Genomic DNA, 24,376 nt, shown 5'->3' on the forward strand with positions numbered 1-24,376 from the left:
AAGTGATTAATCACTTACATAATCGGATGAAGGAGTCAACGTTCCAAGTCAGACGATCGGTCCCGCACCGGAAAGCGAGAACTCGACAGGATCGTTCCTGCCTCGTCGACCGTGAACCGGAGGGCGCGATTAATGTAACGGAACGTCAGGCGCCAGCGTCCCGCGTCCGTCCCCACCCCGGCCTCGCAGATCGATGTCAGGGCGCCGGTGCGCATCGACTCGCGAACGTCGGACTCGGTCAGTCCGAATGCTTCGGCGAGCAAGATTGCCGGGACGACAAAGCCTGCACCGTCACGTTCCACCTGCGTCATTGCGACACCACGAGCGGGGGCAGGGCGATATCGGCCAGTGTCGATCGGTCGAGATCCGTGAGAAAAGCTGCTTCCGCAGAACGCAGACGCGCCTTGAGCCGACAGCGCGTGTCTATCGAACAGGCACCCCCATCGGCCCCGAAACACTCGACCAAGGGCTGCCCTTCTTCCAACAACCGGATGACCTGGCCAAGCCGGATCTCGGACGCCGGTCGGGCCAGCACGGCGCCACCGCCGCCGCCGCGCCGGGTTTCGATCAGGCCTGCGCGCGCCAGATGCTGGATGATCTTGGCCAGATGATTGCGGGACAGGCCCAGGGCTTCGGCCAGTTCGGCCGTGGAGTTGGCGCGCGACGGATCGGCGGCCATCCGCATCAGCATCCGTAGCCCGAAGTCGGTGAAGGAGGTCAGCCGCATGAGGTCGGTTTCCTTGAATAGGTATTTACAATACCAATTAGCAGGCCTAAGCCAAAGCGCAAGACGGAGACTCAGATGTCCAGCGCAACTGTCAGCTTGTCCATCCCGACAACCAGGCCGGAAGTGACGGCCGCCCTTATGGTAGAGACGGGTCTTAGCCCCGATGTTCTGCGCGATCTGGTACACCGCTTTTACGGCTGTGTCCGTGCAGATGCCGTTCTGGGGCCGATCTTTGCGGCCCGCATCACCGATTGGGCCGTGCATCTTGAGCGGATGGTGACGTTCTGGTCTTCGATCGCCTTGATGACCGGGCAGTATCATGGCCGGCCGGTGCCCGCGCATACTCCGTTGCCGATCAATGCGGCACATTTTGACCGCTGGCTTGCGCTGTTCCGCGCGACAGCTGTTGATACCTGCACGCCCGCGGGAGCCTTGCACCTGATCGAGCGCGCCGAGCGGATCGCCCATTCCCTGCACATCGCCGTTCAGTCAGCCCAAAGCGACCCCGTCGCCCCACCCAAACTGTTCTTCTGACAGGAGACCTCACATGACCGAAGCTGCAGCGCCGTCCGAGCCGACCGCCCTGACCCGGCACATCGAGGAGCGCTACCATGCCCGCCACAGGGAGCAGCTTCCGCAACTGGTGGCAATGGCGGAGCGTGTCGAGGACGTGCACTTCGGCGACGTGGGCGTGCCTGACGGACTGTCGGCCCTGCTGCACGAGATGCTCGGCGAATTGGAGGTACATATGAAGAAGGAGGAACTGATCCTGTTTCCCGCGATCCGCAAGGGCGGGATGCCCGGCATCGAGACTCCGATCGCGGTGATGCGCGCCGATCATGCCGGGCATGACCGCGAGCTGGCCGAGATCCTCCGACTGACCGCAAACCTGACCTTGCCCGACGGGGCCTGCGGCACCTGGACCGGGCTTTACCGTGGACTGGATGAGTTCACCCGCGACCTGGCCGAGCACATGCGTCTGGAGAACGACGTGCTGTTCCCGCAGTTCGAGGCCGAGCGGCGCGCCGATGTCTGAGCCGGGCCCATTCGCCTCGTCCCCCTGCATGGCTTGCGAGATCGCCCCGGACTACTTCGACCCGTTGGCTGTGGACCAAGAGCAGGCGCGCGACGTCGCCCGCTGGCGCAAGGCCGAGCGCGCGCGATTGCTCGCAGACCGTCAGGCCCTGTCCGTGTCGCAGCGTCGTGCAGCGGCAGACATGATTGCCGCGCGTGTCGATACCCTCCTTGCTGAACGTTTCCCGAGCGTCGACGGGCTGACGCTCTCGGCTTGGTGGCCGATCAAGGCGGAACTGAACTTGCGGCCCTGGCTGGAAAGCCTGCTCGCACGCGGCGCGCGCGTCACATTGCCCGTGGTCACAGCGCCCTCTGCACCACTGGCGTTCCGCCTATGGACGCCGGATTGCAGGATGGTGCAGGGCTTCTGGAAGATCCCGGTCCCGACTGACGGGCCAGAGGTGGTGCCTGACCTGACTCTTGCCCCCTTGGTGGGCTGGGACCCGGCAGGGTTTCGGCTGGGCTACGGCGGGGGGTACTTTGACCGCACGCTCGCCGTGCTGTCGCCTCGCCCGATGACAATCGGTATCGGTCTGCAATCTGCCCGGCTTGCCACCATCTTTCCCCAACCCCACGACATCGCACTGGACGTCATCCTGACCGAGGCCGGGGTCCAGTACGAACAGAAGGACGCATGATGACCACCACTGCCGAACAGATGCGCGCCTGGACCGGCCCTGCGATCCTGACCTACGGGTTCCGGCCATTCTTCTTCTGGGCCGCGATCTGGGCTGCGCTGGCGATGACGCTATGGGTGCCGATGCTGTCGGGTCATCTTACGCTGCCCACAGCCTTTGACCCAGTCAGCTGGCACGCGCACGAATTCCTGTTCGGCTACCTCGGCGCGGTGATCGCGGGGTTTCTCTTGACCGCTGTGCCAAACTGGACAGGCCGGTTGCCCATCGTGGGCTGGCCGCTTGGCGGGCTGTTCTTCCTGTGGCTGGCCGGGCGCGTGGCAGTTGCCATGTCGGGCGCCCTGCCTGCCGGGGTGGCGGCGACGGTCGATCTGTCCTTTCCGCTGGTTCTGGCCGCGGCCATTGGGCGTGAGATCGTGGCGGGCAAGAACTGGCGCAATCTGATCGTGCTGGCGATGCTGGCGGTCTTTGCCCTTGGCAACGGACTGTACCACTGGGAGGCGGCGCGGGGGGATTATGCCGCCCAAGGTTATGGCCTGCGACTTGGGTTGGCGGCGGGTGTCATGATGATCGCGGTCATCGGCGGGCGGATCGTACCTTCATTCACCCGGAACTGGCTGGTGCGGCGCGGGCCGGGGAAACTGCCCGCCGCGCCGATGCAGGGGCTCGACAAGGTGGCCCTGCTGTCCCTGCTGGCGGCTTTGATGGCCTGGGTCGCACTGCCGCTGTCCTTGGTGACAGGCATCCTGCTGGGGCTGGCCGGGGCACTGCACGCCATCCGACTGGCGCGATGGGCGGGTCACCGCACGGTGGCGGAGCCGCTCGTCCTGGTGCTGCATGCCGGCTATGCGTTCCTGCCGCTCGGGGCCATCGCGCTGGCGGCCGAGATCCTGATGCCGGGCGTCTTCGGGATGGCTGCAGCACAGCATCTCTGGATGGGCGGCGCTGTCGGGTTGATGACACTCGCGGTGATGACGCGTGCAACCCTGGGCCATACTGGGCAAGAGTTGCACGCAGGCCCCGGCACGGTGGCGATCTATCTGGCGCTGGTCACCGCTGTCCTGGCGCGCGTGGCCGCGGGGGTCTGGACCGATGAGGCGATGGCGATGCACAGCCTGGCCGGAGTGGCTTGGATAGGGGCCTTTGGCGGCTATGCCGTTCTGTACGGGCGGTTTCTGCTGCGCCTGCCGCCTGCGAAACGGATCTGACTGGGCATGGGCTGGAACGAATTCGCCTTTGCCTTCGGGGCCTTCTTCCTGACCCACTCCATTCCGATCCGCCCGCCGTTGCGGCCCTGGGCGGTGGCAAGGCTGGGGCATGCAGGCTTTGGCATCGCCTATTCGGCTCTCTCACTTGGCGTGCTGGCATGGTTGATCGCGGCAGCGGGTCGAGCGCCCTATGTGCCGCTTTGGGACTGGGCGCCGTGGCAGAACCATGTCGTGCTGGCCGTGATGCTGCCGGTCTGCGTGATCCTGTCGCTGGCAATTGCACGACCGAACCCCTTTTCCTTCGGCGGCGCGCAAAATGACCGGTTCGACCCGGCGAGCCCCGGAATCGTCCGCCTGACGCGGCATCCCCTGCTTCTGGCGCTCGGGATATGGTCGGCGGCGCATATCCTGCCAAACGGCGACTTGGCGCATGTGATACTGTTCGGCACCTTCGCCGGTTTCGCGATGCTTGGCGGCCGCCTTGTCGACCGGCGGCGACAGCGAGAGATGGGGCAGAGATGGCACGACCTGCGCGCAGCCCTATCGGAATGCCCCGCATCGCTATCCCTGACCACCGACACCCTTTTGCGCTTGGCTGCCGGGCTCATGCTCTATGCGGGGTTGATCTGGCTGCATCCCCTGGTGATCGGAGTGGACCCTCGGGTCTGACGCCTCAGGTGGACCCGTCGTCGATCAGCGGGTTCGGCTTGGCAAACCGCTCGAACTCTGCCTGGTTGGTGATTGTGATACGTGTTCCGTCCACCTCTAGCCCATAGGGCTGCAACCCCTTGAAGGCGCGGCTCAGGTTTTCGGCGGTCATCCCAAGCACCGAAGCGAGGCGGCGCTTCTCGAAATCAAGGTCGAACGATGCTGCCCCACCGGCGCGCCTCTGCTGGCGCAGCAAATAGTTCGCCAGCCGTTCCAACGATGTCCGCAGCTTCAGGTCTTTCTGCGCCTTGATGACCGAGCGGTAGCACTGCGCCAGTTCCGTCACGATGGCGCGGGCAAAGTTGCCGTCAATGTCGAAAACGGCGCGCACATCCTGACTGGGGATCAGCGCGATCCGGCTTTTCTCCAAGGTGCGGGCGGACATGAGGTAAGGCGCATCCTTGATCGTCGCCGCCAGGATGAAGGTCGAGATGGGCCGAACGGTCGCAAGGCTGGTCTCACGGTCATTCCAGGCCGAGAAGAGGTCAACCGAACCGGAAAGCACAACATGCAGGAAGTCGCTCGGGTCGCCCTCGGTGATAAGCTCGATCTGCGCCGGGAAGTTCTGGACATAAGCACCGCGCATCAAGGCCGAGAAATTCTCGTCCGCCATCTGTGAAAACAGCGCGAGGTCGCGAATCTCCCTGAATGATGAATCGGGCATCCTGTCGTCCTTAGAAGTGCTTTGGCAGAGTCCAATCCCACGATTGATAATTGTCAAGCCAACAATTGATCATCGCAGGAGGAGCCTTGACTGACCCTGCAAGCGAACCTGACATTTTTCACTAAGCCATTTATTTCAATAAGAAATCCGCAACAGATGATCTAGATCAACCTCTTTGGCCTGCGTGGATCTCAGGACTGGCATCAACCCCACTGGGGAAACTGCCTCCCTCTTGCCGGAGATCCCGCCATGCAGACCGCAACGACAGCCTCACGCGCCGACCAGACCCGCGCCCTGACGCTGAGCACGATCGCCTTCACCGCCTGTTTCGCCGTCTGGACGATCTTTTCGATCATCGGCGTCGCCATCAAGGGCGAGCTGGGGCTGAACGATACGCAGTTTGGCCTCTTGGTCGCCACCCCGATCCTGACCGGTTCGTTGACACGCATCTTCCTTGGGGTCTGGACCGAGAAGTATGGCGGGCGGCTGGTGTTCTCGACGCAAATGCTGCTGGCGGCCTTGGCGACCTGGGCGCTGACCCTTGCCGACAGCTATGCGATGTATCTTCTGGCGGCGCTGGGCGTGGGGCTTGCGGGCGGATCGTTCATCATCGGCGTGGCCTATGTCAGCCGCTGGTATGATGCGGGCCATCAGGGCACCGCGCTTGGGATCTTTGGTGCGGGCAATATCGGGGCGGCGGTGACCAAGTTCGTCGCGCCCTTCGTGATGGTGGGCTTTGGCTGGCAAGGGGTAGCGAATGTCTGGGCGGCGGGCCTGGCGCTGATGGCGGTGATCTTCTTTGTTTTCGCCAAGGACGATCCCTCGCTCGTTGAACGTCGCCGGACCGGGGCAAAGCCGCCGAGTTTCGCCCAGCAGTTCGCGCCCCTGAAGAACCTGCAGGTCTGGCGCTTCTCGCTCTACTACTTCTTCGTCTTCGGCGCCTTCGTCGCGCTGGCGCTGTGGTTGCCGCACTACCTGATCGACGTCTACGGCGTCGATGTGCGCACTGCAGGCATGGCGGCCGCCTCGTTCAGCCTGTCGGCCAGCCTGTTCCGGGCCTATGGCGGACACCTTTCCGACAAGTTCGGCGCGCGGTCGGTCATGTACTGGACCTTCGGCTTTTCGATGCTGTTCCTGTTCATGCTGTCCTACCCGCCGACCGACTATGTCATCCAGGGCAAGGATGGCGTCATCGCCTTTTCAACCAGCATGGGGCTGTGGCCCTTCATCGCCACGCTCTTCGCGCTTGGCTTCTTCATGAGCCTCGGCAAGGCGGCGGTGTTCAAGCACATCCCGGTCTACTACCCCAACAACGTCGGCGCAGTCGGTGGCCTTGTCGGCATGATCGGCGGGCTTGGCGGGTTCGTCCTGCCCATCGCCTTTGGAGCCCTTTTGGACCTGACGGGCATCTATACCTCGTGCTTTGCGCTGCTGTTCGTGCTGGTCGGGATCGCGCTGACCTGGATGCACCTGTCGATCCGCGCCATGGAGCGCGCCGCGCATGGCGAGGTTCTGGACCGCCTGCCGCAGCTGCCTGAGATGCAGCCGATCCACCACCCCGAACGCACCGCCATGCCGCGTGTGCTCGAGGATTGGCGGCCCGAGGATGCGACCTTCTGGGCCGACAAGGGCCGTGCCGTCGCACGCCGCAACCTGTGGCTGTCGATCCCGGCGCTGCTGCTGGCCTTTTCGGTGTGGATGGTCTGGTCGATGGTGGTGGCCAAGCTGCCGCTGATCGGGTTCGCCTTCACCCCGGAGCAATTGTTCTGGCTGGCGGCTTTGCCTGCGCTGTCGGGGGCGACGCTGCGGATCTTCTACGGGTTCATGGTGCCGATCTTTGGTGGGCGGCTCTGGACGACGCTTTCCACCGCCTCGCTGCTGCTGCCCGCCATCGGCATCGGCTATGCCGTGCAGAACCCGGAAACCCCCTACTTCATCTTCCTGGTTCTGGCGCTTCTTTGCGGGCTTGGCGGGGCCAACTTCGCCTCTTCGATGGCCAACATCGGCTATTTCTTCCCCAAGGCGGAGAAGGGCAATGCGCTGGCGCTGAATGCGGGGCTGGGGAACCTTGGCGTCAGCGTGATGCAATTCCTTGTGCCGCTGGTGATCACCGCCGGAGTGTTCGGCGCGATGGGCGGCGAGGGCGTGGCGCTGGCGGATGGCGGGACGCTGTGGTTGCAGAATGCGGGCTTTGTCTGGGTGCCGTTCATCCTTGCCTCCACCGTCGCGGCATGGCTGGGGATGCATGACATCGCGGATGCGAAGGCGAGTTTCGCGCAGCAATCGGTGATCTTCGGGCGGGCGCATAACTGGCTGATGTGTGTGCTGTATATCGGGACCTTCGGCAGTTTCATCGGCTATTCGGCGGGATTTCCGCTGCTGTCGAAGATCGCCTTCCCCGAGGTGAACGCGCTGCAATACGTGTTCCTCGGCCCGCTGGTGGGCGCGCTGAGCCGTGCCGGGACTGGCTGGGTTGCCGACCGGTTCGGGGGTGGGCGGGTCACCTTCTGGGTCTTTGTGGGGATGATCGCATCGGTTCTGGCAGTGATCCTGTCGCTGCAGGCGGGCAGCTTTGCCGGGTTCTTCGCGGGCTTCATGGCGCTGTTCTTCTTTACCGGCGTTGGCAACGCGTCGACCTTCCAGATGATCCCGGTGATCATGGGCCGCGAAGTGCCGCGCCTGATGCCGCATCTGGCCGGGGCAGAACGTGCGCGCCAGATCGCCATGGAAAGCAGCGGCATTGTCGCCTTCACCAGCGCCATCGGGGCCTATGGCGGGTTCTTCATCCCCAAGGCCTATGGATCCTCCATCGCCATGACGGGCAGCCCCATCGGCGCGCTGTGGCTGTTCCTGATCTTCTACGTGATCTGCCTTGTCCTGACCTGGGCCGCCTATACGCGCCCCGGCGGGCTTCTCCACGACATCGAGCATGGCCGGCGCCTGGGTGCCGCCCATCCTGCCGAATAACGAAAGGAAGCGACGATGAGCCACCTGCTCGACAGACTGAACTTCTTTCAGAAGAAGACTTTGGAAACCTTTTCGGATGGTTGGGGAGAGACGACGCGCGAGGATCGCGGCTGGGAGGACACCTACCGGAACCGCTGGCGGCACGACAAGATCGTGCGGTCGACCCATGGTGTGAACTGCACCGGGTCCTGTTCGTGGAAGATCTACGTCAAATCCGGCATCGTGACATGGGAGACGCAGCAGACCGACTATCCGCGCACGCGGGCGGGGTTGCCGAACCATGAGCCGCGCGGTTGCGCGCGGGGGGCGTCCTATAGCTGGTATCTGTATTCCGCGAACCGTGTGAAGAACCCGCTGATCCGGGGCCGCCTGATGCGGGCCTGGCGCAAGCTTCGGGCGACGATGCCGCCGGTCGCGGCATGGGCGGCGATCCAGAAAGATCCCGCCCTGCGCGCGAGCTATACCAAGACGCGGGGCAAGGGCGGCTTTGTGCGCGCCACATGGGACGAGGCGACCGAGATCATCGCCGCCGCCAATGCCCATACCGCCAAGGTCTGGGGGCCGGACCGGGTGTTCGGATTCTCGCCCATTCCGGCCATGTCGATGGTCAGCTATGCGGCGGGGTCGCGCTATCTGAGCCTGCTGGGCGGCACCTGCATGTCGTTCTATGACTGGTATTGCGACCTGCCGCCCGCATCGCCGCAGACATGGGGCGAACAGACGGACGTGCCGGAATCGGCCGACTGGTACAACGCGGGCTTCCTGATGCTCTGGGGGTCGAACGTGCCGCAGACGCGCACGCCGGATGCCCATTTCTATACCGAGGTGCGCTATCGCGGCACGAAATCCGCCGTGGTCAGCCCCGACTATTCCGAGGCGGCGAAGTTCGGCGACATCTGGCTGAACCCGCAGGCGGGCACCGATGCGGCGCTGGCCATGGCGATGGGGCATGTGATCCTGCGCGAATTCCATCTGGACCGGCAGGCGGAGTATTTCGAGGAATACGCCCGCAAATACACCGACATGCCGATGCTGGTGGTGCTGGATGAACAGGATGGCCGGCTTGTTCCAGGACGGATGCTGCGGGCCGAGGATTTCGACGACAAACTGGGCGAGGCGAACAATCCCGACTGGAAGACCGTGGCCTTCGATGAGGCGACGGGGCGTTTCGTTGCCCCGAACGGCTCCATCGGGTTCCGCTGGGGCGAGGAGGGAAAATGGAACCTTGAGGAGAAGGCCGCCGATGCCGAAACCCAACTGCGGCTGAGCCAGATCCTTGACGGCCAGCATGACGCGGTGGTGGGGGTGGATTTCCCCTATTTCGGCGGCGCGGCGACGGGCGATTTCGTGAAATGCGACGCGCCAGAGGTTCTGACGCGCAATGTCCCGGCGAGGGCTGTCACGCTTGGCGATGGGCGCGAGGTGATGGTGGCCACGGTGTTCGACCTGTTCTGCGCCAATTACGGGCTGGATCGCGGGTTGGGCGGTGATTGGGTGTCGAAGGATTTTGACGACGACATGCCCTATACCCCCGCCTGGGCGGAGAAGATCACGGGCGTTGCGCGGGAAAAGATCATCGCGGTGGCCCGCGAATTCGCGGGCAACGCAGAAAAGACCCGGGGCAAGTCCATGGTCATCCTCGGGGCCGGTCTGAACCACTGGTACCACATGGACATGAACTACCGCGGCATCATCAACATGCTGGTGATGTGCGGTTGCATCGGGCAGGAGGGGGGCGGCTGGTCGCACTATGTGGGGCAGGAGAAGCTGCGGCCACAGACCGGCTGGGCGCCGCTGGCCTTTGCGCTGGATTGGAACCGCCCGCCGCGGCACATGAACTCGACCAGCGCCTGGTACGCCCATACCGACCAGTGGCGGTATGAGACGTTGCGCGCGGGTGAAATCCTGTCGCCCACGGCGCCCAAGGGCGACTGGGACATCAGCCTCATTGACTACAACATCCGGGCGGAACGGATGGGCTGGCTGCCATCGGCCCCGCAGCTGAAGACCAACCCGCTGGAGGTGTCGAAGGCCGCCAAGGCAGCGGGCAAGGACATCAAGGAGTTCGTTGCCGCTGAACTGAAATCCGGCAATCTGGAAATGTCCTGCCAGGACCCGGATGCGCCGGAAAACTGGCCGCGCAACCTCTTTGTCTGGCGGTCCAACCTGCTGGGGTCTTCGGGCAAGGGGCATGAGTATTTCCTCAAGCACCTTCTGGGAACCGACCACGGCGTCATGGGCAAGGATCTGGGCGAGGAAGGCCATGCCAAGCCCGTGGAGGCCGTCTGGCATGACGAGGCACCGAAGGGCAAGCTGGACCTGCTGGTCTGCATCGACTTCCGCATGTCGACGACGGCGGTCTATTCCGACATCGTGCTGCCCACCGCGTCCTGGTATGAAAAGGACGACCTGAACACATCCGACATGCACCCCTTCATCCATCCGCTGCAGGCGGCGGTGGACCCGGCCTATGAGAGCAAGTCGGACTGGGAAATCTTCAAATCCATCGCGAAGAAGTTCAGCGAAGTGGCCCCTGAAGTGTTGGGGGTCGAAACCGACATCGTTCAGCTGCCGCTCCTCCACGACACCGCCGCCGAACTGGCTCAGGCGCATGTGAAGGACTGGAAAAAGGGCGAATGCGACCTGATCCCCGGCAAGACCGCGCCGAACTACATCGCGGTCGAGCGGGACTATCCCAACCTCTACAAGAAGTTCACCTCGGTCGGTCCACTGCTGGAAAAGCTCGGCAACGGTGGCAAGGGGATCAACTGGGATACCAAGGTCGAGGTCGGGCATCTGCGCGACCTGAACGGGGTGGTGCAGGACGAGGGCGTGTCGAAGGGCCTTGCCAGACTGAACACCGCCATCGACGCGGCGGAAATGATCCTGATGCTGGCGCCTGAGACCAATGGAGAGGTCGCGGTCAAGGCGTGGGAGGAGTTGGAGAAACCCACCGGCCAGCACCACGCCCATCTGGCCGAAGGCGCGCATCACACCAAGATCCGCTTCCGCGATATCGCGGCGCAGCCACGCAAGATCATCTCCTCTCCCACATGGTCGGGGATCGAGAGCGAGGAGGTCTGCTATAACGCGGGCTACACCAATGTGCATGAGTTGATCCCGTGGCGGACGCTGACGGGGCGACAGCAGCTTTATCAAGATCACCTCTGGATGCGGGCCTTTGGCGAGGGGTTCGTCAGCTATCGCCCGCCTGTGGACCTGAAGACCGTCACGCAGGCGGTGAATGGCGATGCGGCAGAAGGCAACCCGCATGTCGTGCTGAACTTCATCACGCCGCATCAGAAATGGGGCATCCATTCGACCTATAGCGACAACCTTCTGATGCTGACGCTGAACCGTGGCGGGCCGGTTGTCTGGATGTCGGAGGTCGATGCCGCGAAGGCCGGGCTTGTCGATAACGACTGGGTCGAAGCCTATAACGTCAACGGCGCGCTGACGGCGCGGGTGGTGGTGTCCCAGCGGATCAAGCAGGGCACGCTGTTCATGTATCACGCGCAGGAAAAGATCGTGAATACGCCCGGATCGGAAAAGACCGGGCTGCGGGGCGGCATCCACAATTCCGTCACCCGCGCCACGCTGAAGCCCACGCATATGATCGGCGGCTATGCCCAGCTTTCCTATGGGTTCAACTACTATGGCACCGTGGGCAGCAACCGCGACGAATTCGTGATCGTCCGAAAGATGCAGAAGATCGACTGGCTGGACCAACCCGCAACCCAGGAGGCAGCGGAATGAGAGTGCGCGCGCAAATCGGCAAGGTGCTGAATCTGGACAAGTGCATCGGCTGTCACACCTGTTCGGTCACCTGCAAGAACGTCTGGACCACGCGGGACGGCGTCGAATACGCGTGGTTCAACAATGTGGAGACGAAGCCCGGCACGGGCTATCCGACCGATTGGGAGAACCAGAAGCGCTGGAACGGTGGGTGGGTGCGGTCGGCCTCTGGCAAGCTGCAACCCAGGCAGGGGGCAAAGTGGCGCATTCTGGCGAACATCTTTGCCAATCCGTCGATGCCCGAGATCGACGATTACTATGAACCCTTCGATTTCGACCATGACCACCTGAAATCCGCGCCCGAGATGCAGGCCTTCCCCACCGCAAGGCCCCGGTCGAAGATCACCGGGGAACGGATGGAGAAGATCGAGAAGGGGCCGAACTGGGAAGAAATCCTTGGCGGCGAATTCGCCAAGCGGTCAGAGGATTACAACTTCGACAAGGTGCAGAAGGACATCTACGGAGAGTATGAAAGCACCTTCATGATGTATCTGCCGCGCCTCTGCGAGCATTGCCTGAACCCCACCTGTTCCGCCTCTTGCCCGTCGGGCGCGATCTACAAGCGGGAAGAGGATGGCATCGTCCTGATTGACCAGGAGAAATGCCGGGGCTGGCGGATGTGCATTTCGGGCTGTCCCTACAAGAAGGTCTATTACAACTGGGATACCGGCAAGTCGGAGAAATGCACCTTCTGCTATCCGCGCATCGAGAGCGGCCAGCCGACCGTCTGTTCGGAAACTTGCGTGGGGCGGATCCGCTATCTGGGCGTCATCTTGTATGACGCCGACAAGATCGAGGCGGCGGCAAGTGCCGAGCGGGAAACCGACCTTTATGGCGCGCAGCTTGACGTGTTCCTTGATCCGAACGACCCGGAGGTGATCGCCGCCGCCCGCCGCGACGGCGTGCCGGAGGATTGGATCGAAGCGGCCAAGGTCAGCCCGATCTGGAAGATGGCGATGGAATGGAAGGTCGCCTTCCCGCTGCATCCGGAATACAGGACCCTGCCGATGGTCTGGTATATCCCGCCGCTGTCGCCCATCCAGAACGCCGCGCAGGCGGGCCAGATCGCCATGAGCGAACAGATGCCCGATGTGCGCAGCCTGCGCATCCCTGTGCAATACCTCGCCAATATGCTGACGGCGGGAGACGAGGAACCCATCGTTTCGGCGCTGGAACGCATGTCGGCGATGCGCCTCTACATGCGCGCACTGACGGTGGATGGCGTGCGCGACGAGGGCATCGCCGCCCGCGTGGGAATGTCGGGCCGGATGATCGAGGACATGTACAAGATCATGGCGATTGCGGATTACGAGGACCGTTTCGCAATCCCCACCGCGCACCGCGAACAGAACGAGGCCGGCGCAGACATTCGTGGCGGCTGCGGCTTCACCGACGGCAACGGCTGTTCTGACGGCGAGAGCGGCAAGACCAGCCTGTTCGGCGGCAAGAAAAAGTCCTTCGCCCTTCCGCTGGAGTCGTTCTGATGGACCGCACCCTCAAATCCTTGTCGCTGATCCTGAGCTATCCCTCGGCTGAGCTGCAGGAGGCCATGCCCGATATCGGCGCCGTCCTGGCTGCTGATCCGCGCATTGCGCCTGCTACCCAGACCGCGCTGTGGAAGCTGACCGCAGATCTGGCGCAAGGCGACCTCTATGACCTGCAAGAGCGGTATGTGATGCTGTTCGACCGGTCGCGGACACTGTCGCTCAACCTTTTTGAACACGTCCACGGCGAAAGCCGCGAGCGCGGCGGCGCGATGGTCAGTCTGATCGAGACCTACCGCGATGGCGGGTTCGAACCCGCCACCTCCGAACTGCCCGACCACCTTCCGGTGCTTCTGGAATTCCTGGCGACGCGCCCCACACGCGAAGCGCAGGAAACCTTGGCGGACGCGGCGCATATCCTCGACGCCCTCTCGGGTCGCCTCGAGCGGCGCGAGAGCGGGTATGCCGCTGCGTTCGCCGCCCTTTCCGCACTGGCCGGGGGCAATGCAGATGCCGATGCCGTGGCCGGAATGCTGGGCCAGCCCGACGATGACCCGACCGATCTGGCGGCGCTGGATGCGGTCTGGGAGGAAACCGAAGTTACCTTCGGCCCCGACCCCAATGCAGGCTGTCCACAGGTCCGCGACATGCTGGCCCTGATGGACCAACCCGCCCCGCAGCACAGGAGTGCATGACATGTTCGAGAGCTTCGACATCAACTTCGTCATCTTCGGGGTCATGCCCTATGTCGCGCTGACCGTGTTTCTGGTGGGCTCCATCGCCCGCTATGAGCGCGATCCCTTCACCTGGAAATCCTCGTCCAGCCAACTCTTGCGGCGCAAGCAGCTGATCTGGGGGTCGATCCTGTTCCATGTCGGCATCCTGACGGTGTTCTTCGGCCACCTTGTCGGCTTGTTCACACCTGTCTGGGTGCTCGATGCCCTGGGTGTGCCTTATGGTCTGAAGCAGTGGATGGCAGTTCTGATCGGCGGGCCTGCGGGTCTTGCGGCGCTGATCGGTGGCACCATGCTGATCCATCGGCGACTGACCGATCCGCGCATCCGCGCCACTTCAACCACCCTCGACATCCTGATCATGATCCTGATCTGGCTTCAGCTTGCCATTGGCCTGCTGACCATCACGCAGTCCCTTCAGCACATGGACGGGGCAGAGATGATCCGCTTCATGGAATGGTCGCAAAGCGTGGTGACATGGAACATCAACGCCTGGGTCACAGTGGTGGACGTGCACTGGCTGTTCAAGCTGCACATCTTCCTCGGCCTGATCATCACCATGCTGTTTCCGTTCACGCGGCTGGTGCACATCTGGTCGGGCTTCGCGGCGCCCTTCCGCTATCTTGTGGCCCGCTCCGGCTATCAGATCGTGCGGTCCCGTCGCCGCCGCCCGCTGGAAGAACGCCGCCGCGCCTTTGACAGGCGGCAGGGCGTTGATGGTCCCAAAGCCCATACCCCGGCGGAGTGAGTGCGATGAACATGTCCCTTTTCCCCGATGTCGTGGTGAACGGCGAAACCATCCCCTCGGCGGCTATCGCCGCCGAGGCCCAGAACCACAGCGCGCCGAAGGACAAGCCGGGCATCGCCTGGCGCAAGGCGGCGCAGGCCATGGCGATCCGGGCGCTGCTGCTGCAAGAGGCCCGGGCGCGCGGGCTGGCTGCTGAACCGCTCGCACTTGCCCCCGGGCGGTGGGAAACGGAAGACGAAGCCCTGATCCGCGTCTTGCTGGAAGAGGCGGTCTTGCCCGATCCGGTGACCGATGACGCGATCCGTGCCGAATGGGCGCGAGACCCCTCGCGTTATCGCTCGGCCCCTCTTTGGGACGTCTCGCATATCCTGTGCGCATGCGACCCCCGCGATCAGACTGAGACGGCCGCTGCCGAGGCGCGTGCACAGGCACTTCTGGCCCGACTCGGAGAGGGGCCCAAGGACTTCGCCCACGCCGCCCGCAAAAGCGACTGCGGGTCAAAGGCACAAGGGGGCCATCTGGGCCAGATCGGCCCCGGCGATACAGTGCCCGAGTTCGAAGCCGCTCTGCGCTGCTTGTCCGAAGGCCAGACGACCCCGGCCCCGGTCCTGTCGCGGCATGGCTGGCACATCATCCGCTTGAATGCACTCGCCCCAGGGCAGGTACTTCCGTTCGAAACGGTGCGGCCAAGGATCGCCGAGGCACTCGAAAAGGCCGCCTGGGCCCGTGCCTCGCGCGACTTCGTGAACAGGCTTGGCCAGAAGGCTACGATCACCGGCGCAAGCCTGGCCCCGATCTGATCCACGGTCAGGAGCGTCCCATGAAGCGGTCAGAACCAGCGCGACGTGGCAGCGGCCAAGGCCCCACCGATCCGGGCCTTTTGGCCCGGCCGCTGGACTTCATCAGCGAAGACCATCTGCGCGAACGCCAGATCTGCGCCGAGATAGACCGCCTCGTTGCCGCCGAGACCTTCGATCGCCTGGCAGGCGTCACCATCCTGCGCTTTCTGAACGAAGAGCTTGGCGTGCATCTGCGGGATGAGGTGGAAGACCTGTTCCCCACCCTTGCGCGGCGCTGCACCGATGAAGATTCCATCGCCTCCGTCTTGGGCCGCATCCGCCACGATCAGGAGCAGGCCCTGTTCCTGCTGCCTTCAGTGCGTGGGGCCATCGCCAACTGCCTCGACGCTGGGGCCGACCTTTCCAGCGAAGACCGCGAGGTTCTTGCGCGTTTCGCCGCGCATGTCCGCCGCCACCTGGTGGCGGAGAACGCTATCCTCCTGCCCATAGCCCGCGCCCGGTTGACGCGGGGCGACTTGCGCCGTCTGGCCAATCACATGCGGTTGCGGCGCGGGCTTCCCACCAGCCAGGGGGTGACCAGTGCTGAGTGATATCCTTGCCCGCAACCGCGACTGGTCGGCCAAAAGACAGGCGCAGGAACCTGGATATTTTACCCGTCTCGCGGCCCTGCAAGCCCCGGAATTCTTCTGGATCGGATGTTCGGACAGCCGTGTTCCGGCCAACGTCGTGGCGGGGCTCGACCCAGGCGAGGTCTTTGTCCATCGCAACGTGGCGAACATCATTCATTCCTCTGATATGAACATGCTGTCCGCGTTGGAATTCGCGGTCGAAGCGTTGAAGGTGCGCGAGATCATCGTCTGCGGCCACTACGGCTGCGGCGGGGTCAAGGCGGCAACCGAGGATCTTCCTCACGGTCTTGCCGACCACTGGCTGGAGCCGATCCGACGCCTTTCCCGCGCCTATGCGGTCGATCTGAGCCGCCAGCCGGACCTTGAGGCGCAGCGCGACCGGTTGGCCGAGTTCAACGTGGTCGAAGGCGTCCGCCGGGTCTGCGAGACGCCTATCCTGCAGCGAGCCTGGACGCGCGGCGCGAAAGTCCGGGTGCATGGGCTGATCTACGGTTTGAAGGACGGCCTGTTGCGCGACCTCGACTGCAGCGTGGGTCCAGGACATTTCAAGGAAGGAGCAGCACTATGAGTATCCTTCAGCCAGTGACACGGACCGGCTGTGGCTGTGAGGGTCACGATACAAGCAAGAAGCTGATGACGATCGATGCCGCTCACGACCTGATTGGGCATTGCGTGACCATCGTCGACGGAACGGAAGACATCTGTCTTGGCAAGGCTTTGGGCCGCGTGCTTGCCGACCCTGTCAGTTCACGCAGCATGTCTCCTCCGTTCGACAACGCTGCAATGGACGGATTTGCCTTTTCCTCGGCGGCGCTGCGGGGTGATGGACCGTGGGTACTGGACGTAGCTGCGCGTATCCAGGCGGGGCAGTGCTCAGCCATGTCTCTGGTCGACCTGCAAGCCGCGCAAATATTCACTGGAGCAAAAGTTCCTGAAGGCGCGGACGTGGTCATGATGCAAGAAGAAGTCAAGCGGACGGGAAAGACGATCCGGGTAGCCACGCGACCAACGCCCGGGCTCAACATCCGCCGAGCCGGTAGTGAAATGGAGGCAGGGGTCACGGTGCTTGAGACGGGACGCCGGCTTGACGCGCGCGCGATTGCCGCCTGTGCTGCAGCCGGGGCGGGCTCTGTAACGGTGCGCAGGCGATTGCGCGTGGCGCTTCTGGTGACCGGCAACGAAATTCGCACGGCCGGTGCTCTGCGTGCCGAGGCTCAGATCTGGGACGTGAACACTCCCATGCTGACCGGCATTCTGACGCAGCCCCAGATCGATATTGTTGCTGTGGAACAGGGCATTGACAGTCGCGACGGGTTGTTCCTGCAGATTGCGGAACTGGCTGCCAATGCCGATCTTGTCGTCACCACCGGCGGAATTTCGGTCGGTGAGGAAGACCACATCAAACCTGCGCTGTCAGCTCTTGGCGGGGACATTCAATTTAGTGGCGTTGCGATCAAGCCGGGCAAGCCGGTATCCTTCGGTTGTATTCGGGGCGCATGGTGGCTGGGTTTGCCAGGCAATCCCTTGTCAGCCTTCGTCACCTGGCAGCTTTTCGGAACGGCGATTGTCGCCCGACTGACCGGTGAAACGGAGCGAGTTACCCGGCGCCATGTCGTTACCGGAGCGGCGATTTCCAGGAAGCCCGGTCGCTGCGAGTTACGACCGGCGAGATGTGTAGGCTTTGACGGCCAAGGCCGTGAGGTCGTGACATTTGATGCCGAAACTCATTCCGGCCATGTCCGCGGGTTACCCGAAGCAGACGGGTTGATCTTTTTGCCAGCCGACTGTGATTTCCTGCCCGAAGGCGCACTCGTCGAATTCCAACCCTTTTGTCCAAACTGAGAAGGCCGAAGATGAACCTCGCTTACACAATGGCGCCGGGCCGCGGCGATACCGATCTCATCCTCTTCAATCTTTCAAGAGCAATGGCCTCGCGTGGGTTTCGCTGCTGCGGTACGGTCCAGATAAACTCCGAGCGCTCCGATGCAGGGCCGTGTGATATGGATGTGCAAGTCTTACCCAAAGGTCCAATTCTGCGGATCAGCCAGGACCTCGGCCGTGCATCGCGCGGTTGCAGGCTTGACCCGGCGGCTTTGGAGAAAGCCGTTGGCCTTGTATCAGCCAGCTTGGTGCAAGGTGCAGATCTCCTGATCATAAACAAGTTTGGCAAACACGAAGCCGAAGGGCGCGGATTCCGAATGGTTGTCGCAGAAGCGCTATCCAACGGGATACCAGTTTTGGTAGGAGTCAACTCGCTCAACCTGTCTGCTTTCGAAGAGTTCGCAGGTGGCCTCGCAGTACCTTTGGCGCCTGAACCGAATGCCTTGGAGAGTTGGGCCATTCAGATGACCGGATCGAACCTTGCCACGGCCTGAGCCGCCGTGGATGTAACGTCCGCGATGCTGCCTTCACTCTCTGGGAGGGTCCTATCTGATATCGCCGCAGATTAAGCACGACAGTTGACCGTCAAAAATCTTTCACGAAATTGTTGATTTCCACTGAGAGCTGACCCGGGGGGGATGCGGACAAAAACTTGGACTGGTTTCACGGCATAAGGCCGAGGCTTTTTCGGTATTCTATGGGGCTGAGGCCGCCAAGCGACAGCTTGATGCGCGTTTCATTATACCAGTGGATGTAAGCATCCACGGCGTCGATGAACTGAGCGAGAGTGACGGCCCGCCAGTCACGCGGATAAATGAACTCGGTTTTGAGGCGGCCGAAGAAGCCTTCGCATGCGGCATTGTCTTGCGAACTCGCCTTGCGCGACATTGAACGTATGATCCCCGCTGCGTTGACACGCTCCAGCCAGCCAGGCCAGCGATAATGGCCTCCCCGATCACTGTGGATGACCGGCCGCACGTCGCTGTCTGCGATTGTCTCCAGCGCTGCATCTAACATGGTGTTGGCCAGACCCGCATCCGGTTTGGTCCCGATAGCCCAGCTGATGACCATCCCGTCGAAACAATCTATGATCGGCGAGAGGTAAACCTTGCCCGCACGGATGTGGAACTCGGTGATGTCGGTCAGCCATTTTTCGTTTGGCGCAGAGGCCTGGAAGTCACGGTTAATGATGTTCTCCGGCGCCGGGCTGATCTCACCCAGATACGAACTATAACGCCGCCGCCTGGGCTTTGGGACGATCAGAGCTTCCTGTTTCATAAGGCGCCGGACCACCTTCTCGGAGATCGCGATGGAATGCCGCGTCAGAGAGGCTGCGAGCCGGCGAGAGCCGTAGCATCGGTGGTTGCTTTCAAAGATGTCCACCATGGCACGGCGCACCGGAAGATACTTATCTTCCAGAGTGATACGGGCGCGGTGGTAGAAATAGGAGCTACGCGCCAACCCTAACCGCATCAACAGCGCCGATGGCTTATACTGATTTTTTAGGGCGACGATCAGCATGGTTTTTTCCCGATTGCTCAGGCTCTGCAGGTCGCCGCCAAGATCCTTTTTTATCAGGTCGCTCGCAGTCTTGAGCAGGTCATGCTCAATCTGGAGTTCGCGGATATCGCGCTGCAAAGCTACGCGCTGCCGCTCCAGTTCTTCGATCTCGGGGGCCAAGTCAGCACTCTTCTTGCGTCTCATCGTGGCAGGAGCCTCCGCACCAAGGAACTGGTTCTTCCAAGCATAAAGTGTCGGACGACTGACGCCGACCTTTAAGTGTCGGACGACTGACGCCGACCTTTTTCGCCAAGGCCTCCGCACTTTCTTCGCGGCAATAAAGGCCCACCACAGCAGCCTGCTTCACGGTGGCGGAATGATCACCTCGTCCACGGGTTCTGCCCGAGACCGTCTTGGTCTCAGGAAATGCAGCGCGCACCCATGCAGTCAGCATCGCTCGACCGGGATAGCCTAACGCACGCATCGTCCATGAGATGCAGCGCCCATTGCTGGCGTAGTGCTCCAGTGCAACCTGCTTTTGAGCGTCCGAGAATTTGGGCGGTCGCGGGGCTGACCCTATCGGTAAATCCTGAATGCGCTCGTATTCGCGATACCAGCACCTTAGCGTATTCTTCGTCGGGTATCCCAGCTCGCGGATGGTCGCCTGCACCCGCTTGCCAAGCTTGATGTAGAGCGCCACCGCCCTCATCCGATCTTCGTAACTATGCATGAACTATCTCCTAGATAGTCCAACTTTTCGTCCGCACCCCCCAAGGGTCAGCTCTCAGTGGAAATCAACAATCGCGCGGCTCAAGGAGATGGACAAGGCTTTGGTTGACGCGCCGGACGGCCAGATCTCCCTGACCGACCCCAACGCCCGCGCGATGGCGACCAGCGCGCGGCACAGCGGCTTGGTCGGCTACAATGTGCAGAGTGCCGTCGATGCCGAGACGCATCTCATCGTCGCGCATGAGGTCACCAATCAGGGCTTCGACCGCGAACAGCTCAGCCCGATGGCCATCGCGGCCAAGACCGCCCTTGGACGGGACGACCTGCATGCCATCGCTGACAAGGGCTATTTCAGCGGGCCAGAGATCCTGGCCTGCCATAAGGCGGGTATCACAACGACCGTGCCGCGGCCAGTAACCTCGGGCAATGCGGCCAAGGGCATGTATGTGAAGGCGGACTTCGTCTACGACGCCGAAAGGGATGTCTACGTCTGCCCGGCAGGCGAGGACCTGATCTACCGCTACACGACCGAGGAACGCAGTATTCCAATCCGGCGATACTGGATCAACGGATGCAAGACCTGCCCGCTCCGCACCAATTGCACGACCGGCAACGAGCGGCGGATTTCACGCTGGGAGCGCGAGGATCTGGTCGACGACATGGATAGCCGCCTTGGGCGGGACCCGGACTATATGACCCTCCGCCGCTGCACCGTCGAGCACCCGTTCGGCACGATCAAGGCGTGGATGGGCGGAACCCACTTCCTGACGCGCAGGCTGAAGAACGTCCGCAGCGAGATGGCGCTGAATGTGCTGGCCTACAACATCAAACGGATGGTCGCCCTGCTGGGCGTCAGAGGGCTGATGCGCGCCATGCAGGCGTAAACATGCCCTCCGACACCCCCATGCGGCCCAACCGTGGCCGTCAGGGTCCACTCAGACGCGCCGCCAGAGTCGTTTTCAACGCAGGGTAAGCACGTCAGCCGACCTGCGCCGTTACCCGCGCCGACGCCGCGTCGCGATCGCGTTTCCACACAGCCTCGGCCGAAAGCGCTCCGGGAGTCGAAACGGGCGGAGAGCGGACGGTCGCTGCGCAAAGGATGGAGGTCAGCAATGCGAACAAAGCGCTAATTCGCTGCAGTTACTCGAACGACCGCTTCCCGATGAATCTAAATTCGTTCGGCAAATCGCCTGATGCGTTGCACCAGGCGCCTCTTGTTCCTGTCACATCGCGTTACTTGATGGCGAGGATGTCGAAGTTGTGGACGTTAGCGACCACACCGTCGTCCCACCCGCCAGCGACCAACTCCGCTGCCCGTTCGTTCAGCAGCCCGGCGACTTGACCGCCAAAGTGTGCTTCACGGCCAGCATTGTTGGTGAAGATGTCGAAGATTGCGAAGGATGTTTCGTCAATCTGCAGCGCCGCCCAGAACAATGTGCCGGGTTCGGTTTCTCCGACGATGGGACCAGCTGCGGTCAGCAAGGCTGCCAATTCCGGCCCTTTGCCGGGTGCTGCTTCGAGCGTGATGTACGTGGCTGTCGTGGCCGAGTAGAGATCAACCGGTTCCCTCATCGACAGGACATCGGAATTTTTGATATTCGCGACAACACCATCGTCCCAGCCCCCGGCGAGGCGTTGTTGCGTAACGCCCGCCTGAGGCATGATAGCGCCTTTCCCCCACGGCATCAGCCGACGCGAACGATGTTGGCCGTTCCGAGGGCCGAGAAGCGGTTCATGAGTGCGATGCGGATCTGGATTTCTGCGGTCTGGCGGTCCGGGTCTCTTGCGGCGATGCGTTCGCCGAAGGCCTTCAGGCAGCGCATCTTTGCCTCGATCCTGCTTCTGACATGGTATCCGGTCCAGCGTTTCCAGAACGCCCGGCCGTAGTAGCGAGTGGCGCGCAGGGTTTCGTTTCTGGCGATCGCGGCCGGGCAGTTCTCTTTCCAGGGCCGGCCGTTCTTGCGGATCGGAATGATCGCCGTGGCCTCGCGGTTGATGATTGCGGTGTGGCAGCGGCGGGTGTCATAGGCCCCATCGGCGGTCACCGTGCCGATGTCTTCGCCCTCGGGGATCTGGTCCAGCAGGTCCGGCAAGACCGGACTGTCGCCGTCGCTGCTGGAGGTAAACTCCACCGCCCGAATGTCAGACGTGGCGGTATCCATAGCCAGATGTACCTTGCGCCATTGACGCCGCCCCTGAACGCCGTGCTTGCGGGCCTGCCATTCGCCATCACCGAGGAACTTGATCCCGGTGCTGTCCACCAGCAGGTTCAAGGGGCCATTGGCGCGCCGATACGGGATCTGGACAGCTAGCGTTTTCTGCCGTCGGCACAGCGTGGTGTAGTCGGGCACCGCCCAATCCAGGTCCGCCATCTTGAGCAGGCTGGCCACCATCCCGGTCGCTTGCCGAAGCGGCAACTTGAACAGGACCTTGATGGTCAGACAGAACTGGATCGCTGCATCCGAGAAGACCGCAGGGCGACCGGGGCTGCCATCATGCGGCGCGAGCCAGGCCATCTCCTTGTCCAGCCAGATCAGCAGCGATCCGCGCTTGCGCAGAGAAGCCGTGTAGCTGGACCAGTTCGTCGTGCGATAGCGGGCGGGTGATGGCTTGCTCATGCAACCCGTCTAACCGCATGGATTCGCGATGTGAATCCTCGACGGTCAGAGTTCTGCAACAACGCCCCCCGGCGACCAGCGCATCGGCATTTTGGTTCAAAGCCGCGGCCACAGCGCCGGAGAAATGCGCATTGCGCGCTTCTTCATCGACGAAGGTATCAAAGATCGCGAGCGTATCTTCGGCTTGCAAGGCAAACCAAAGCACTGTGCCTGGTTCGGTGTCCGCGACAATCGGGGCGGCTCCGGCCAGAAATTTGGCGAATGCTTCGGTCTGGCCTTCAGCGGCGGGCATGGCGATGTAGCTGGCAGTGTGATTTTCCATTGGGGTTTCCTGTGCGGCTGCAGATGTCGTGATCAAGGCCAAAGCGGCGAGTGTCTTGAGAATTTGGGCTTTCATGGTCGCCTCCTGATCGACAGGTCGTTGTGTTTGGTTTCGATGCACCCTTTTCCCATGCCGAATGCCTCAGGCACCAATCCCGAACTTCTATTCTTTGATAGACATGTGCTATGGTGAACCTCATGGCGGAAAGTGACGGAGACTGTGGCAGTGGAGATGAACCAGATCAGGTATTTTTTGGCTGTCTGCCAGCATCGCAACTTCACCCATGCCGCTAGCGCCTCAAATGTTTCCCAACCGTCCTTGACGACCGCGATCAAGAAACTTGAATACGAGCTCGGGGGTGATCTGTTTGTCAGGGACCGCGCGGGATGCAGGTTGACGGCACTCGGAAAACTCATGCAGCCAAGGCTACAGAAAGCGCATGACGAAACGCAGGCAGCTAAGGCAGAAGCCGTCCGCCACACGCGACTAGAGCGGGTTCCTATTTCTGTCGGTGTTGGCGAAACGATTGGTCACAACCGGATTTCAGCCGCCGTGGAACGCTTCCGTACACGATTGCCGCAAGCCGAAATAGAGTTGATCGTGGCGTCTGCCTCCAAGCTTCTGGCCGGATTGCGAGAGGGTGAATTTGACGTCGTTGTCACGGCGGCGACGGTCAGTGAAGACCTCTATCGAATAGACCAGCTCTATGACGAGTCCTACAAGGTTGTGGTGTCCAAGTCGCACCCGTTGTCTGAACGAGACGCAATTTCTCTTTCGACACTCGCTGAAACTGTCATGCTCGATCGACCCAATTGCGAAATGCGGAATGCGTTGCATGGGGCATGTGCAGACCAAGGTCACGAACTCTACGCGGCCTATCGGTCAAATCGCGTGGATTGGTTAGTCGAACTCGCGCGGCAGGGATTAGGTGCGGTGATTTTGCCAACCACGGCAATTCCAGCAGACAGGGGCCTCGTTTCGATACCCATCGACGACCTTGAAATTTCGCGAACTGTTTCTGCTCTTCGTTATCGGCACCAAACGACGAGACCAGAGACAAATGATCTGATCCGTGAGATTGCGCGTGTGTAGGCGTAGTATCATTGATGGCTGACATTCGCGCATAGTGCAGTAACTGGTACTTTGGGCTCCA

At 62.2% G+C, this 24,376-nt stretch carries 22 protein-coding genes and 2 pseudogenes; 17 read left to right on the forward strand and 7 right to left on the reverse strand.

What is annotated here, in order from left to right; all coding sequences use genetic code 11:
• Window positions 1–35 precede the first annotated feature (35 nt).
• Complete coding sequence (locus tag TabM4_RS21685) at window positions 36–311, reverse strand: DUF6522 family protein (protein ID WP_161768457.1); 276 nt, start codon at window positions 309–311, stop codon at window positions 36–38.
• Window positions 308–727: an Rrf2 family transcriptional regulator gene (locus TabM4_RS21690; RefSeq protein ID WP_281470239.1), complete on the reverse strand. Its 420-nt coding sequence runs from the start codon at window positions 725–727 to the stop codon at window positions 308–310. Before TabM4_RS21690 ends, TabM4_RS21685 begins: the two co-directional genes overlap by 4 nt.
• Window positions 728–802: 75 nt before the next feature.
• Here TabM4_RS21690 and TabM4_RS21695 point away from each other — a divergent pair, with 75 nt between their 5' ends.
• Genes TabM4_RS21695 through TabM4_RS21715 form a run of 5 tightly spaced genes read left to right on the forward strand, consistent with a single transcriptional unit; the run spans window position 803 to window position 4,313 of the window.
• Entirely contained in the window at window positions 803–1,261 is a 459-nt protein-coding gene (locus TabM4_RS21695) for a group III truncated hemoglobin (protein ID WP_374302569.1), read from the forward strand.
• Between the two features lie 13 nt (window positions 1,262–1,274).
• Window positions 1,275–1,763 (forward strand): hemerythrin domain-containing protein, encoded by a 489-nt coding sequence (locus TabM4_RS21700; protein WP_374302567.1) that lies wholly within the window; start codon window positions 1,275–1,277, stop codon window positions 1,761–1,763.
• 28 nt (window positions 1,764–1,791) lie between these two features.
• A complete protein-coding gene (locus TabM4_RS21705; RefSeq protein ID WP_434622399.1) occupies window positions 1,792–2,439 on the forward strand; it encodes a 5-formyltetrahydrofolate cyclo-ligase in 648 nt (215 codons plus the stop codon).
• Window positions 2,439–3,644, forward strand: a complete 1,206-nt coding sequence (locus TabM4_RS21710; protein WP_281470383.1) for an NnrS family protein — start codon at window positions 2,439–2,441, stop codon at window positions 3,642–3,644. Before TabM4_RS21705 ends, TabM4_RS21710 begins: the two co-directional genes overlap by 1 nt.
• A gap of 6 nt (window positions 3,645–3,650) precedes the next feature.
• Window positions 3,651–4,313: an NnrU family protein gene (locus tag TabM4_RS21715; protein ID WP_281470232.1), complete on the forward strand. Its 663-nt coding sequence runs from the start codon at window positions 3,651–3,653 to the stop codon at window positions 4,311–4,313.
• 4 nt (window positions 4,314–4,317) lie between these two features.
• Here TabM4_RS21715 and TabM4_RS21720 read toward each other — a convergent pair whose 3' ends face one another.
• Complete coding sequence (locus tag TabM4_RS21720; protein WP_281470230.1) at window positions 4,318–5,016, reverse strand: cyclic nucleotide-binding domain-containing protein; 699 nt, start codon at window positions 5,014–5,016, stop codon at window positions 4,318–4,320.
• Window positions 5,017–5,265: 249 nt separating this feature from the next.
• Between TabM4_RS21720 and TabM4_RS21725 the strand changes: the two genes are divergently transcribed.
• From TabM4_RS21725 to TabM4_RS21770, 10 genes are all read left to right on the forward strand, one after another.
• A complete protein-coding gene (locus tag TabM4_RS21725) occupies window positions 5,266–7,983 on the forward strand; it encodes a nitrate/nitrite transporter (protein ID WP_434622402.1) in 2,718 nt (905 codons plus the stop codon).
• A gap of 15 nt (window positions 7,984–7,998) precedes the next feature.
• Window positions 7,999–11,739 carry a nitrate reductase subunit alpha gene (locus tag TabM4_RS21730; protein ID WP_434615682.1) on the forward strand — a complete coding sequence of 1,247 codons (3,741 nt, stop codon included), beginning with the start codon at window positions 7,999–8,001 and terminating at the stop codon, window positions 11,737–11,739.
• On the forward strand, window positions 11,736–13,262 hold the full coding sequence (narH, locus tag TabM4_RS21735) for a nitrate reductase subunit beta (protein ID WP_434622404.1): 1,527 nt from the start codon (window positions 11,736–11,738) through the stop codon (window positions 13,260–13,262). The genes TabM4_RS21730 and narH overlap by 4 nt, the downstream gene beginning before the upstream one ends.
• The gene (gene narJ, locus TabM4_RS21740) at window positions 13,262–13,957 is read left to right on the forward strand and encodes a nitrate reductase molybdenum cofactor assembly chaperone (protein WP_434622406.1); all 696 of its coding nucleotides are present in this window, start codon (window positions 13,262–13,264) and stop codon (window positions 13,955–13,957) included. The genes narH and narJ overlap by 1 nt, the downstream gene beginning before the upstream one ends.
• A 1-nt stretch (window position 13,958) precedes the next feature.
• A complete protein-coding gene (narI, locus tag TabM4_RS21745; RefSeq protein ID WP_281470221.1) occupies window positions 13,959–14,744 on the forward strand; it encodes a respiratory nitrate reductase subunit gamma in 786 nt (261 codons plus the stop codon).
• A 5-nt stretch (window positions 14,745–14,749) separates the two neighbouring features.
• A complete protein-coding gene (locus tag TabM4_RS21750; RefSeq protein ID WP_107326210.1) occupies window positions 14,750–15,544 on the forward strand; it encodes a peptidylprolyl isomerase in 795 nt (264 codons plus the stop codon).
• Between the two features lie 20 nt (window positions 15,545–15,564).
• Window positions 15,565–16,134 (forward strand): hemerythrin domain-containing protein, encoded by a 570-nt coding sequence (locus TabM4_RS21755; protein WP_434622408.1) that lies wholly within the window; start codon window positions 15,565–15,567, stop codon window positions 16,132–16,134.
• A complete protein-coding gene (locus tag TabM4_RS21760) occupies window positions 16,124–16,741 on the forward strand; it encodes a carbonic anhydrase (RefSeq protein WP_134078534.1) in 618 nt (205 codons plus the stop codon). Before TabM4_RS21755 ends, TabM4_RS21760 begins: the two co-directional genes overlap by 11 nt.
• 65 nt (window positions 16,742–16,806) lie before the next feature.
• On the forward strand, window positions 16,807–18,015 hold the full coding sequence (locus TabM4_RS21765) for a molybdopterin molybdotransferase MoeA (RefSeq protein ID WP_434622411.1): 1,209 nt from the start codon (window positions 16,807–16,809) through the stop codon (window positions 18,013–18,015).
• An 11-nt stretch (window positions 18,016–18,026) separates the two neighbouring features.
• Window positions 18,027–18,548 carry a DUF2478 domain-containing protein gene (locus TabM4_RS21770; protein ID WP_134078537.1) on the forward strand — a complete coding sequence of 174 codons (522 nt, stop codon included), beginning with the start codon at window positions 18,027–18,029 and terminating at the stop codon, window positions 18,546–18,548.
• 169 nt (window positions 18,549–18,717) lie between these two features.
• Here TabM4_RS21770 and TabM4_RS21775 read toward each other — a convergent pair.
• A pseudogene (locus TabM4_RS21775) lies at window positions 18,718–20,284 on the reverse strand (IS3 family transposase).
• A 67-nt stretch (window positions 20,285–20,351) separates the two neighbouring features.
• On the opposite strand from TabM4_RS21775, the pseudogene TabM4_RS21780 reads away from it, so the two are divergent.
• A pseudogene (locus tag TabM4_RS21780) lies at window positions 20,352–21,167 on the forward strand (transposase); the annotation flags it as partial.
• Window positions 21,168–21,516: 349 nt separating this feature from the next.
• Here the strand turns inward: TabM4_RS21780 and TabM4_RS21785 are convergent.
• From TabM4_RS21785 to TabM4_RS21795, 3 genes are read right to left on the reverse strand one after another with little or no spacing between them, the layout of a single operon-like run.
• Window positions 21,517–21,945 (reverse strand): hypothetical protein, encoded by a 429-nt coding sequence (locus TabM4_RS21785; RefSeq protein ID WP_434622413.1) that lies wholly within the window; start codon window positions 21,943–21,945, stop codon window positions 21,517–21,519.
• A 23-nt stretch (window positions 21,946–21,968) separates the two neighbouring features.
• Entirely contained in the window at window positions 21,969–22,841 is an 873-nt protein-coding gene (locus tag TabM4_RS21790; protein WP_434622838.1) for an IS5 family transposase, read from the reverse strand.
• Entirely contained in the window at window positions 22,777–23,298 is a 522-nt protein-coding gene (locus TabM4_RS21795) for a putative quinol monooxygenase (protein WP_434622415.1), read from the reverse strand. Before TabM4_RS21795 ends, TabM4_RS21790 begins: the two co-directional genes overlap by 65 nt.
• 156 nt (window positions 23,299–23,454) lie before the next feature.
• On the opposite strand from TabM4_RS21795, the gene TabM4_RS21800 reads away from it, so the two are divergent.
• A complete protein-coding gene (locus TabM4_RS21800) occupies window positions 23,455–24,315 on the forward strand; it encodes a LysR family transcriptional regulator (RefSeq protein ID WP_434622417.1) in 861 nt (286 codons plus the stop codon).
• Window positions 24,316–24,376 lie beyond the last annotated feature (61 nt).

This window comes from Tabrizicola sp. M-4 (assembly GCF_051132405.1).
Classification (GTDB): domain Bacteria; phylum Pseudomonadota; class Alphaproteobacteria; order Rhodobacterales; family Rhodobacteraceae; genus Paragemmobacter.